This is a genomic window from Methanotorris formicicus Mc-S-70 (assembly GCF_000243455.1).
Classification (GTDB): domain Archaea; phylum AGJL01; class Methanococci; order Methanococcales; family Methanococcaceae; genus Methanotorris; species Methanotorris formicicus.
Genome location: NZ_AGJL01000004.1, coordinates 19,397 through 31,238, shown reverse-complemented (window position 1 = coordinate 31,238; position 11,842 = coordinate 19,397). Strand labels below are relative to the sequence as shown.

Below are 11,842 nucleotides of genomic sequence, written 5' to 3'. Positions count from 1 at the left end.
ATAGCATGAAAAGGATGCTAAAATATAGAATAAATATAAAAGACACCTGGAAAAAAATAAAAAGTGAGAGGAAGGGAAAACCAAAAGTAACCTATGATAATGAGTTCTTTAAGAAATTATCGGATGATTTTTCAAACAGAATAAAGCAGAGGAATTACGAATATGGAAGAAAGTCAGTTGAAATTCTAAAGGAAAATTTAGAGGGGTTTGATAATTTCAATGTTTTAGAGGTTGGAACAGGTCCAGGAACATTAACCATTCCGTTGGCAAAGAACGTGAAAAAGGTTGTAGGTGTTGATATATCAAAAATGAATATAGAGCATTTAAAAGAAAATCTAAAAGAAAATAACATAAAAAATGTGGAAATTATCAACGAAGATTGGGATAGTATAGATATTGGCAGATTTGATAAATTTGATTTGGTAGTTTGTTCCCATTTCTTTTGGATGGTTGATGATTTAGAAAAACATTTGGAGAAAATGGAATACTTATCAAAAAAATACTGCTCAATCATCCAACCATGTGGAAGAGACAATATTGTAAAGGAAATCTATGAAAAAATTTTAGATAAACCATATATGGGGGAATTTGAGCCAGATGCAGATTACTTTGCCTATGTTATCTTAAGAGAGTGGGGAAGATTGGTAGAGGTTAGATATTTTGATTATACGATTGAAAGAAATTTAGAAGAGGAAATAAGGTATGTGGCAAGTTTTATTGGGAGGTTTAAGGAGGTAGATGAAAAAGTTAAAGAAAAAATAAAGAACTATTTAATAGAAAAGTCGGAGGATGGGAAGTTTATAGTCAATAATAAAGTGGCAGTTATGTGGTGGGAATGTGAAAGATGATTATAAGGATTTTGATGAGATTGTAAGGAATATATTTGCTCCAATTTATCCGGTTATTGCAAAACAGATTGTAGAAAGAACAAATATAAAGGATGGGATTTGTATTGACTTAGGAACTGGTACTGGAGCTTTGGCAAGAGGTATTGCAAAAATAACCAATTTAAAGGTTTATGCATTGGATATTTCAGAAGATATGCTTAAACTTACAGAGAAATATACCAAAGAGGAAAAATTAGACGGCAAAATCATTCCAATTCTTGGGGATGTGCATAATATGCCATTTAAAGATAATTTTGCAGATTTGATTATCAGTAGGGGTTCAATGTTTTTTTGGGAAGATAAGGTAAAAGCATTTAAAGAGATTTATAGGGTCTTAAAACCAGAAGGAATGGCACATATTGGAGGAGGTTTTGGAAATAAGGAGTTGAAGGAAAAGATATTCGCTGAAATGAGGAAAAGAAATCCAAATTGGGACAATGAAGTAAAGTCAAGGATGGGGAACCATAACAAAGAGTTATTAAAAGAAATCCTAAATAAAGCAGGCATTCCAAATTACAAAATTATAAATAATGATTCTGGCTTATGGATTTTAATAAAAAAAGAGTGAAAATATGAGATGCAATATATGTGAGTTTAGATGTGAAATTTTAGAAGGAAGAACTGGAAGATGCGGAATGTATACTAATAAAAATGGAAAAATAATTGAGAGATTCCCCCATAGTTATTTATTTTTATTTCCCATCTCTATTGAGACGATGCCAATACTCCACTTCTATCCGAGACATAAAGTTTTGCAAATAAGCAGTATTGGATGCAATTTCAAATGTACTGGCTGTATATCTGAAGTTTTAATCAAAAATGTAGAATCTGCTTCAGAAATTCTCAAAAAGATTCCACCAGAAAGAATTATAAAAAAGGCAAAGGATGAAAACTGCATTGGCATAACATTCTGTATTAATGATCCAATAGTTTCACATCACTCCTTTAAAGAACTTGCAAAATTGGTAAAAGAAAATAACTTGTTTGTAGGTTGTTCAACAAATCTATATTTTACTGAAGAATCTTTGAGAGAATTAACTCCTTATTTGGATTTTGTAAATGTTGGTTTAAAAGGATTTTCTGATAAGATTTACCAAGAATTCTGCAAAGTTCCATCGGCAGAGCCAATATTTAGGAATATAAAAATCTTATACAAAAATAATATTCATTTTGAAGTTTCTGTTCCATATATCAAAGGAAAAGAAAACGAAATAATAGATATAGCTAAATCCCTCTCCTCTATTTCAAGAGATATTCCTCTTCAAATTATGCGTTTTATTCCTCTTGGTGATGTAGATATGCATTTAGAACCAAGTATAAAGGAAGCAGAAAAGGTATGTGAAGAACTTAGGGCATATTTGGATTATGTTTATCTTTTCAACTCTCCCGGAACAGAATATCTAAATACAACAAAAAATGGGAAAATAATTATAAAGAGAGAGTTCTACGGTCCAATGGGGGCAAGAATTTTGGAATATACCAAAGATTATCATAAGATAAAAATTGTAGGAAAGATAAGTGAAAGTGTATTTGATGAAGAGGGATTTTTTGGAGGGTATAGAATTACAAGGGCAATGGAGATGATTTTAGCAATATTAACTGCTATTGGTGTAAAAGATAAAGAAACAATAGGCAATATTTGGAAAGAAACATTAAATGAATCATTCATGAAGGAATTTCATGAGGTATGGGGAGGAGAAAAAACGTTATATGATTATTTGAATGTCGTTAGATATGTAGGTAAATTAGCCAAAAATGAGGAAAATGCAGAAGAACTAATAAATTATATCATCAAAAAGATGAAAGAAATAGAAAAAATAAGGGAAAAAATAAAAAAGGTAGTAAATGTATATTATTCAATGGGTTATCCATTATTTGCTTTAAATGGGAGTAGATTTGAAAATAAACTTGTAGAGTTTGTAGGTGGAAGGAGTTTAAATAAAGAGATAAAGAGAAAGGGAAAACCTGGTGTAAATATTTCAGTTGAAGAATTAAATAAACTAAATCCGGATGTTGTATTTATCTCAGGATTTTTATCCTGCCCAGAGGATGATTTCATTGAATATTGTAATAAGCATAGTATTTCTATAAAGGCATTGAAAGATAAAAAGATTTACAGATTACCAGTTGGATGGGATTTTGGAAGTCCAAAGTGGATTTTAGGTTTGATGTTCATTGCAAATAAGATATATCCAAAAATCTATAACTTTAATATTCAAAAAGAGGCTAATGAGTTTTATGAAAGGTTTTATGAAACATCTTTTGAAATCTCAAACCGTTCATTCTACAAGTGAGAGTATGGAAATCTTTGAATTTAAAGGTAATGGAACAACAAAGTTGTTTGTTGGAGGATTACATGGAAATGAAGGAAAATTTACAGAAATTGTGCTTAAAGATTTTGTAAATTTATTGAGAGAAGATAATTACGTTGGTAATGTAGTGGTTGTTCCAAAGTTGGTTGAAAATAGCAGATACATCTCAACACTGTCAGAAAAATATTACGAAACTATCGAAGGGAAGACGTTAATCAAGATTATTGAAAAGTATAGACCAAACGTCTATTTTGAACTCCATACCTACAAAGAAGAATCTTACAAAAAATTAACAGGGAATGATAGAAAAGTACCTCCACTTATAGACATCGGGAACAACATCTTAATTGCTTCAATTTCTCCAATCTTAAGGAATAAATTTGATAAAGAAGATTTCTGCATGACGGTTGAGATTCCAAGTTGGAAAGTTCACGAAGTCAAAGATGAAATTATAAAAATCTTAAAAATTGGGAGTAAATACCCGACAAGAGATGATATTATTAAAAAATTAAAAGAATACTATCCAGAATCAATAAAAATGGCTAAAGATTTTTCAAAAAGATACCATTTAGTTCTTTTTTAATTTTTATAATTGTCTAAATATGTTAATTATTTTTGATAAACATAATATTTAAATAGTAATCACAAATAGTAATTATTTTAATGGATAAATCCCTTGGTGAAGAATAGGAATAAATCTTACGGCATAAGGAAGCATAATTCCGTTTGGGTGATTACTATGAAAAATAATTTAAAAAGAATCATAACAATCTTGCCTTTAATAGGAATTCTAATCCTTGGAGTGATTGCATGTGGTTGTATGGAACAGAAAACAATGAATATTCAAAATGATGAAAAAACTACTGCTGAGAAAACGACTCAAAATTTTGTAACAATTACCGATGCCACTGGAAAAGAGGTAAAAATTAAAGAGCCAGTTGAAAAAGTTATAACGGTTTATGGTTTAAGTCCTTCTTTCATCTATCTCCTTGGGGAGGGGGGTAAATACTATGCTGGATGGATGTGGGGAACTAAATTTTACAAATTAGTAGATCCAAAGGCTGAAGAAAAGGCAAATAATGGCAGAACATTAAATGTTGAGGAAATAAAAAAGGAGGATCCAAATTTTGTTATTGCAGCATATTGGCAAGCCAACAAAAAAGATGTTAACCAACTTGAAAGCCTTGGAGTTCCAGTTGTTTGTATAAAAGTTGAGAGCATTGATGATATCTATAGTACAATAAAAACATTGGGAAAAGTGTTTCAAAAAGAAGATTATGCTAATGAGATAATAAACTACTACAAAACTAATGCTGAAGATATAGAAAAAAGAATCTCGAAAACCAAAGAAAAACCAAAAGTTCTTATTATATACTATAGTGGAAAGGCAAAGGCATACAAAACCTTTGGAGGAGATATGTTTCAAAGTAAACTTGTAGAGATGGCTGGGGGAGAGAGTGTTTCAAAAGATCTATCTGGAAAAAAGACAATAAATGTTGAACAAGTAGCAAACTGGAATCCTGATGTTATATTGATAATTCAATACGGAAAATCTGCAGGAAAAGTTAAGGAAAACATACTCAATGATCCTGCTTGGAGTAAGATAAATGCTGTTAAAAATAAAAAGGTTTATGTCGTACCAAATGATGGAGAAAATTGGATTGACCCATGTCCAAAGTGGATTCTTGGATTGTATTGGACTGCAAAAGTTCTACACCCTGAGGAATTCAAAGATCTAAACATTAAAACCAAAGCAGACGAGTTCTATAAGAAGTTTTTTGGGTTGAGTGTTGATAAAGTGAATATTACTGGGAAATTGGATTAAAATTTTATTTAATTTCTTATTATTTAGAAAATTCCAGAAAATTTAGAGGGGCATGTAAAATGTACACTAATAAGAAAGTAGTTTCCAGTTATTGCTGAAAAAACCTATCCAGAAATTTATAAATTTTGAATTGGGTGTCATAGATGAAGATCTGTCATAACACTTTGCTGTTTTTATTATTTTTAGGAATGTTTGTTATTTCGTTATTTATTGGGCGATTTCTATTTCTCCCATGGGATATGAATAATTTAACATATTCTATTTTATTTGATGTTAGATTACCAAGGATCATTGCAGTTTCTCTTGCTGGGGCTTCTCTTGGTTTGGCAGGGATAACCTTTCAAAATCTATTTAAAAACTACTTAGCAGGTCCGGGAGTTTTGGGGGTTACAAGTGGCTCTGCATTTGGTGCAGTATTTGCAATCTTAGTTTTTCCTTTAAATCCATATCTTATACAAGGATTCTCATTTATTTTTGGTATTGTTGCTGTTGTTTTAGCATATAAATTAGGAAAATGTCTTGGAGAAAGTTTATTGAGTTTGATTTTAGCGGGGATGATGATATCTGCCTTTTTCTCTGCACTCGTTGGTTTGGCAAAGTACTTAGCAGATCCATACAACAAACTTCCTACAATTGTTTTCTGGCTTTTAGGAAGTTTTTCAGGGATTAGGAGGGAGGATTTAGAAGTTGCATTCTTTCCAATGGTTTTAGGAATTGTTGGTATTTTATGCTTAAGATGGGTTTTTAACATCCTCTCTTTGGGAGATGAAGAGGCTAAAGCATTAGGCGTTGATGTAAAGAAGTATAGGACTTTGTCTATTGTCTTAGCAACATTGGCTACTTCTGCCTCTACCTCAATTGCAGGGATGATAACTTGGGTTGGGGTAGTTAGTCCTCATATAGCGAGATTGGTTGTTGGGGTTGATAATAGAAAACTCATCCCAGCAACTGCAGTTGTTGGAGCATCCCTTCTACTTATTTGTGATGACATTGCAAGATCTTTAACATCCTCAGAACTTCCTTTGAGCGTTATAACAAGTTTCATAGGGGCTCCAATTTTGTTTATTATTTTAGTTAAAAGGAGGGGGATGTACTATGTTAAGGATTGAAAATCTTTATTTTTATTATGAAGAAAAAGAAATTCTTAGGGGCGTTAACCTTAAATTAAAACATGAAGTTGGATGCATCTTAGGGGCAAATGGAGTTGGAAAATCAACACTTTTAAAATCCATTGTTGGATTACTAAAACCAAAAAAAGGAATTATTGAATTTAATGGAAAGAATATATTAAATTTAGGATTTAAAGATAGAGCAAAATTAATATCCTACGTTCCTCAAGAATTTTCTATTAACTTTCCATATACAGTTTTTGATACCGTTTTAATGGGAAGAAATCCACATGTGGATTTTTTAGAAGGGCCAAATAGTAAAGATGAAAAAATAACATTAAAATGTCTAAATATTCTTGGAATTAATTATCTAAAAGATAGGCCATTTACTCAATTGAGTGGAGGGCAGAAAAGATTAGTTTTAATAGCGAGAGGTTTGGCTCAAGAAGGAAAATTAATGATATTTGATGAACCAACATCGTATCTTGATTTCAAGAACCAAATTTTGGTTTTGTCAGTGATTGAAAAAATCTCAAGGAAATTTGGTAAACTTGTTCTTTTATCCCTTCATGACCCAAATTTGGCATTTTTCTTTTGTGATAATGTATTTTTAATGAAGGATGGGGTTATAATCGATTGTGGAAAACCAGACGATGTTATAACAGAAGAAAATATAGAAAGATTATATAACGGATTAAAAACAGAACTCATTAAATTCTCAGATAAAAAGTTGGTTGTTCCAAATAAGGAGTTTTTGGAATTGGATGTTGTGTTGTAGGTTTGCAAAATGGATTTTACTATTTTTATTAACATAATATTAATATATTTAAATTTATTTTAAAAATATTTAAATTAATCAATATATAGAAAAGTTTAAATATAAGGACACAATGTTATACGCATATGTGCAAAATTGGGTGAAAAAAATGTTAGAGGCATGTGAGTCAAAATGGGATATTGTAAAAAATTTTGTGCCATCGTGGTTTGCATCTGTGATGGGAACAGGTATTTTGGCCATATCGAGCATTATGTATTCATCATATCTTCCAATATTGAACGATGTTGCTGTTGTATTGTTTTACTTTAATGTGTTAATGTTCTTTGCATTCATAATCCCCTGGACTTTAAGATGGATAATGTATCCTAAAAATGCCTTTGCTGACTTAAAGCATCCAATATTAAGTTCATTCTATCCAACAGTTGCTGTGGCAATGCTTGTATTGGGCTCTGATTTCATAAACATAGGCCATAGTATGTTTATTGGGAAGATATTTTGGGGCATTGGTGCAATAGGAATGGCGATATTTAGCATTGTTATACCATTTTATATGTTCAAATCAGATCATATAAAGTTAGACCATGTTAATCCAGGTTGGTATATTCCACCAGTTGGTCTAATAGTTATTCCCATTGCAGGAAGTTTAATTATGCCACATTTAAGTGGAATTTGGTATGAACTAACTGTTCTTGTTAATTACTTTGGATGGGGTGCAGGATTTTTCTTATATCTTGCTTTATTGGCAATTGTAATATATAGATTCATACTACACAACCCACTACCTTCAACATTGGCACCAACAATATGGATTAATTTGGGTCCAATCGGTGCTGGAGTTATAGCACTACTTAATTTAGTAAATAACTCCTCATTTATACCTATAAAAGAGCCGTTTTATGTGTTTTCATTTTTATTCTGGGGCTTTGGATTGTGGTGGGCTGTGATGGCAATAATAATGACAATATACTATATTAAAAACCTAAAATTGCCTTATGGTATGCCTTGGTGGGCATTTATCTTCCCCCTTGGTGCTTATGTGGCATCTACTCATCTAATTTATGGAATATTCCACTACAATATAATAGATTATATTGGTTTTGGATTATACTGGCTATTGTTTGGATTATGGGCAATTACCCTTATAAAAACCGCAATAGCAACATACCACGGATATCCGTTTAAGGGACATTAAAAAGGTGATAACATGAACTTAAATATGGATATGCAAAACATTTCTGAAACATGCGAGGAAATGGCACCAAAAATGATGCCTAAAATGATGCCAAAATGTTTGGATAAATTCTTAATGAAAATCCCTGAAAATGAAAGAGAAGAATTTATTGCAAAGGTATTAAATATAATTGTAAGTAAGGATGAGAATAAAGAAGTTTTTGCTGAATATTTAGATATGTTTGAGGTAATGTTAAGTGTTAAAGGTTTGAAAATCCATTCAAGAGGGGGAAAAGGTTCTGTAAAGGAAAAGATATCCCCAATGGATTTGTTTTTGGCTGGACTTTGTGGATGTATCTGTATAGGTGTTGGTAACACTTTAAAAGATAACAACATTGATGCAAAGATAAAAGTTGATGGAAAGGCTGAGAAATCATTTGAAGAAGGAAAGATAAAGAAGATAAGCATAAATATCCATGTAAAAGTTGATGAGGATATAGATAAAGAAGAATTAAAAGAATTGGTTTTAGAAGGTTTTAAAAAATGTTTAATTAGCAACTCCTTAAATTGTGAGATTGAAAAGAATGTAATTTTTGAATAAAATGGTGAAATAATGTGGTTTTCTACAATGCATCCCATGGGAAATTTTGGAATTATGGAATTTCCATTTTTTAATTTTATGGTTTTTGGATTTATGTGGTGGGTAATAAAAATAATCGTCTTTATATGGGTTGTGTTGGATATACTTAAAAGAGATGATTTAGAAACTCTTGAAAAAATTCTATGGCTTTTAGTTGTTTGGTTTTTGGGGATTGTTGGGGCAATAATTTATTATTTCCTCTCAAAAAGGTGAAAAAGTGGCAAAAATAATGATTGTTTCAGATGGTGCCTATGGTGAAAGAGCAGGAAATATCTTAAAGGAACATGCAAAAATCAATGAATTTACAGGATTTTTTAGAATTCCAAAACCATCCAATTTTTTTGTAGATGAAATTGAGTTACCAAAAGAAATAGTAGAGAAATTTAAGGAGGCGGATATTCTCATAACCTACACAACACATCCAGACAATACTTATGAAGTTTGCAGAAGATGTAGAGAGGAAAACCCCAACATTGCCATAATTGTTGCTGCATGGAGAGGAAATGGGCAAAAAAAGGAATTACAGAAGTTCGATGCAATATGCCCACATATTATGTGTGAAATTGATGAGGATAACTTAAATATAGAAAAATATCCAAAACTAAAAGAGTTTTTGAAAGAATTTGGAAAGCCAAAGGTCAAAGTTTATGTTGAGGGCGGTAAAGTTAGGGATGTTGAGGTTTTAAGAACGTCTATTTGTGGTTCAACAATCTTTATGGCAGAGAATATGGTTGGAATGGATGTGGATGATATTGGAAGAAAAGGATCAATGCTTATACAAAGATACCCATGCGTTGCAGGGAAGATTCATCTTTTTTCTGATGAAGAATGCAAAAAAATAAAGGCATTAACTTTGCATAAAGAGGCAATAGAAAATGGCTTAATGGAGATAAAATATTTAAGGAAAAAATAAAAGAACTAATCATAAGTGAAGTAAATAAATGTATAATTAACGAATCAATTGGATTTGTTGAGAAAGAGGAATAACGAAAAATAATACTGCAAAAAGTGAGAAAATGTTTGTTTATGGTCCCGTTCCATCAAGAAGATTAGGTTTATCATTAGGTATAGACCCTATTTACCACACATGCACCTTTGATTGCATCTACTGCCAACTTGGAAGAACAAGGTATTTAGTCAGTTCTCCAAAAGAGATTCCAAAGGAAATATTGGAAAAATTCCCGACAGATGAAGATATTTACAATGAGGTTAAAAAGATAGTTGATAACAAAAATATCGATTACATTACCTTTGCTGGAAGTGGAGAACCAACACTCTCCCCTTATTTAAAAGATGCAATTGAGAGATTGAAGGAATTTGATATTCCAATTTGCGTTATAACCAACTCATCATTGATGAACTACAAACATGTTAGGAATGCTTTAAAAGAGGTAGATTTGGTTTCTGCAACATTAACATCAACAAACCAAGAGATGTTTGAAAAAATCCATAGAACAAAAATAAAACTTAAAGATGTTGTTGAAGGATTGATTAAATTTAGAAAAGAGGCAGAAGAAACCATTTTAAATATCGAATTGATGGTATTGGAAGGAATAAATGACGATAATGAAACCATATACAAACTCAAAGAAATAATTGATAAAATAAACCCAAACAACATTGAAATAAACACACCAATAAGACCGCCATACGAGAAATATGCAAAAAAAGTGAGTTATGAAAGATTAAAAGAAATTAAAGAAATACTTGGAGAAAAAGCATGTATGATAGGAACAAGTAAAAAGAAGTATAAAGAATCATTAAACTCCAATGTCCTTGAAAGAATCTCCTCAATATTAAAAATAAGACCATGCACTGTTGAAGATTTATCAAATGCCTTAGGATTACATATTTCAGAGGTTGGGAAATACCTATATGCATTAAAAAATAGTGAAAATTTGGAATGCACTGAAATTGATGGGAAAAAATATTATTTTATTAGAATTAAATGATTATCCTTATTTTGATAATAAAAAATTGTGGTTTTCAAAAATATTTATTTACTTATAGCGGAACAGTAAATGGTCAGTATCTCCGAATATGCATTACTGATAGTGTGATTTCTCATTATCGATTTTAAAACCAAAAAAATAAAATAGTATCGATTTAAATACCCAATTAAAAAACGGTGATTAAACCATGCTACCCACACTTAAAGAATTACTCGTTAATAGTTTAAATACTTTAGGCATAGCCAATTTGGATGATTTAGCTGATTATTGTTTGGTTAGAACTTTAACCGAGATAAAGACGATTAAAGCAATATCTGAAGAGATTTTAGGAATTCATCGAACAACCATAATCAAGAAACTTCAAGAGCTCTCAGAAATCGAGAATTGCCTTTATACTCAACTATTAAATCTTCCCAACATTTTGGACAATCGTAAATTTAAATTCTCAATAATAATCGATTCAACCTTATTGAGGAGATTCAGTAAGAACGTTTATGGATGCTCTATTCGATACAATTACGTAGAAAATCATAAAAAACCATATCAAGAGCAAATAAACACCTGTATCTACCACGAAAAATTATGTGAAATACTTTATATTTCACTACTCGCTTACTTTGTAAACGAAAGGGATATATTCCATTTATACTACAATAAAACCGCTAAATAAAAAAGCCACAGATATATTTATCGAAATTATTGATTTAACTTCCGATATTATTAAGAGGACGATTATTGGAGACGGCTTTGTAACGATAAAGAAAGTTTTAAAGAGATGTAAAGAATTAAAGGTCGATTACATTGGAAGAGTTAGGAAAAACCATATAATTGAATTTTTCGGTAAGAAGGTTAAAATAGAAGAGTTGTTTGAGAAGGATTTTAGCGAAGATAAGATTAAATTAAGGACTATTAAAGGGATAAAGTTTAAATTGTCCAAGAAAGTAGTTAATATTCCAAATGTTGGGAAAGTTAAAATCGTTGGAGTGTTAATGGAAGGGCAGAGGAAAGTTAAATATTTGGTCTCGACAAACTATAAAAAGAAGGCTGAGAATATTATAAACGAGTATTTAAAAAGATGTAAGATAGAAGAGTCAAACGAAAAACCTACGGTTTTTCGTAACTCGCCTGTTATCACAGGCGAAAGCATAGAGGAGATAAGTCGATTTTAG

At 31.0% G+C, this 11,842-nt stretch carries 14 protein-coding genes; all 14 read left to right on the top strand.

The genetic code is table 11. The features are described from left to right. Positions 1-5: 5 nt before the first annotated feature. The 14 genes from METFODRAFT_RS01365 (at position 6) to METFODRAFT_RS09850 (ending at position 11,842) form a co-directional block, all read left to right on the top strand. Positions 6-848 carry a class I SAM-dependent methyltransferase gene (locus tag METFODRAFT_RS01365; RefSeq protein WP_007043727.1) on the top strand — a complete coding sequence of 281 codons (843 nt, stop codon included), beginning with the start codon at positions 6-8 and terminating at the stop codon, positions 846-848. Continuing rightward, entirely contained in the window at positions 838-1,455 is a 618-nt protein-coding gene (locus METFODRAFT_RS01360) for a class I SAM-dependent methyltransferase (RefSeq protein ID WP_007043726.1), read from the top strand. Before METFODRAFT_RS01365 ends, METFODRAFT_RS01360 begins: the two co-directional genes overlap by 11 nt. Positions 1,456-1,459: 4 nt before the next feature. Then, positions 1,460-3,181, top strand: a complete 1,722-nt coding sequence (locus tag METFODRAFT_RS01355; RefSeq protein WP_007043725.1) for a radical SAM protein — start codon at positions 1,460-1,462, stop codon at positions 3,179-3,181. Between the two features lie 4 nt (positions 3,182-3,185). Continuing rightward, positions 3,186-3,782 carry a DUF2119 domain-containing protein gene (locus tag METFODRAFT_RS01350; protein WP_048115251.1) on the top strand — a complete coding sequence of 199 codons (597 nt, stop codon included), beginning with the start codon at positions 3,186-3,188 and terminating at the stop codon, positions 3,780-3,782. 156 nt (positions 3,783-3,938) lie between these two features. After that, a complete protein-coding gene (locus tag METFODRAFT_RS01345) occupies positions 3,939-5,024 on the top strand; it encodes an ABC transporter substrate-binding protein (protein WP_052322760.1) in 1,086 nt (361 codons plus the stop codon). A 143-nt stretch (positions 5,025-5,167) separates the two neighbouring features. Next, positions 5,168-6,133, top strand: a complete 966-nt coding sequence (locus METFODRAFT_RS01340) for a FecCD family ABC transporter permease (protein ID WP_007043722.1) — start codon at positions 5,168-5,170, stop codon at positions 6,131-6,133. Beyond that, complete coding sequence (locus METFODRAFT_RS01335) at positions 6,120-6,911, top strand: ABC transporter ATP-binding protein (protein ID WP_007043721.1); 792 nt, start codon at positions 6,120-6,122, stop codon at positions 6,909-6,911. The genes METFODRAFT_RS01340 and METFODRAFT_RS01335 overlap by 14 nt, the downstream gene beginning before the upstream one ends. A 148-nt stretch (positions 6,912-7,059) precedes the next feature. Further along, positions 7,060-8,103, top strand: a complete 1,044-nt coding sequence (gene tdt, locus METFODRAFT_RS01330) for a TDT family transporter (protein WP_048115246.1) — start codon at positions 7,060-7,062, stop codon at positions 8,101-8,103. Between the two features lie 12 nt (positions 8,104-8,115). Next, positions 8,116-8,682, top strand: a complete 567-nt coding sequence (locus METFODRAFT_RS01325) for an OsmC family protein (protein ID WP_007043719.1) — start codon at positions 8,116-8,118, stop codon at positions 8,680-8,682. A gap of 12 nt (positions 8,683-8,694) precedes the next feature. Further along, entirely contained in the window at positions 8,695-8,934 is a 240-nt protein-coding gene (locus METFODRAFT_RS01320; protein WP_007043718.1) for a PLDc N-terminal domain-containing protein, read from the top strand. 4 nt (positions 8,935-8,938) lie between these two features. After that, positions 8,939-9,634 carry a DUF166 domain-containing protein gene (locus METFODRAFT_RS01315; RefSeq protein ID WP_048115243.1) on the top strand — a complete coding sequence of 232 codons (696 nt, stop codon included), beginning with the start codon at positions 8,939-8,941 and terminating at the stop codon, positions 9,632-9,634. A gap of 103 nt (positions 9,635-9,737) precedes the next feature. Beyond that, positions 9,738-10,673, top strand: coding sequence for a radical SAM protein (locus tag METFODRAFT_RS01310; RefSeq protein ID WP_007043716.1), 936 nt, complete (start codon positions 9,738-9,740; stop codon positions 10,671-10,673). A 187-nt stretch (positions 10,674-10,860) separates the two neighbouring features. After that, the gene (locus METFODRAFT_RS01305; protein ID WP_007043715.1) at positions 10,861-11,343 is read left to right on the top strand and encodes a hypothetical protein; all 483 of its coding nucleotides are present in this window, start codon (positions 10,861-10,863) and stop codon (positions 11,341-11,343) included. Between the two features lie 193 nt (positions 11,344-11,536). Continuing rightward, positions 11,537-11,842 carry a hypothetical protein gene (locus tag METFODRAFT_RS09850; protein WP_007043714.1) on the top strand — a complete coding sequence of 102 codons (306 nt, stop codon included), beginning with the start codon at positions 11,537-11,539 and terminating at the stop codon, positions 11,840-11,842.

Excerpts from the sequence above, each read along its gene's own strand:
- METFODRAFT_RS01365 (WP_007043727.1), top strand. The coding sequence starts at position 6 with ATGAAAAGGATGCTAAAATATAGAATAAATATAAAAGACACCTGGAAA.
- METFODRAFT_RS01355 (WP_007043725.1), top strand. The coding sequence starts at position 1,460 with ATGAGATGCAATATATGTGAGTTTAGATGTGAAATTTTAGAAGGAAGA.
- METFODRAFT_RS01350 (WP_048115251.1), top strand. The coding sequence starts at position 3,186 with ATGGAAATCTTTGAATTTAAAGGTAATGGAACAACAAAGTTGTTTGTT.
- METFODRAFT_RS01345 (WP_052322760.1), top strand. The coding sequence starts at position 3,939 with ATGAAAAATAATTTAAAAAGAATCATAACAATCTTGCCTTTAATAGGA.
- METFODRAFT_RS01340 (WP_007043722.1), top strand. The coding sequence starts at position 5,168 with ATGAAGATCTGTCATAACACTTTGCTGTTTTTATTATTTTTAGGAATG.
- METFODRAFT_RS01335 (WP_007043721.1), top strand. The coding sequence starts at position 6,120 with ATGTTAAGGATTGAAAATCTTTATTTTTATTATGAAGAAAAAGAAATT.
- tdt (WP_048115246.1), top strand. The coding sequence starts at position 7,060 with ATGTTAGAGGCATGTGAGTCAAAATGGGATATTGTAAAAAATTTTGTG.
- METFODRAFT_RS01325 (WP_007043719.1), top strand. The coding sequence starts at position 8,116 with ATGAACTTAAATATGGATATGCAAAACATTTCTGAAACATGCGAGGAA.
- METFODRAFT_RS01320 (WP_007043718.1), top strand. The coding sequence starts at position 8,695 with ATGTGGTTTTCTACAATGCATCCCATGGGAAATTTTGGAATTATGGAA.
- METFODRAFT_RS01310 (WP_007043716.1), top strand. The coding sequence starts at position 9,738 with ATGTTTGTTTATGGTCCCGTTCCATCAAGAAGATTAGGTTTATCATTA.
- METFODRAFT_RS01305 (WP_007043715.1), top strand. The coding sequence starts at position 10,861 with ATGCTACCCACACTTAAAGAATTACTCGTTAATAGTTTAAATACTTTA.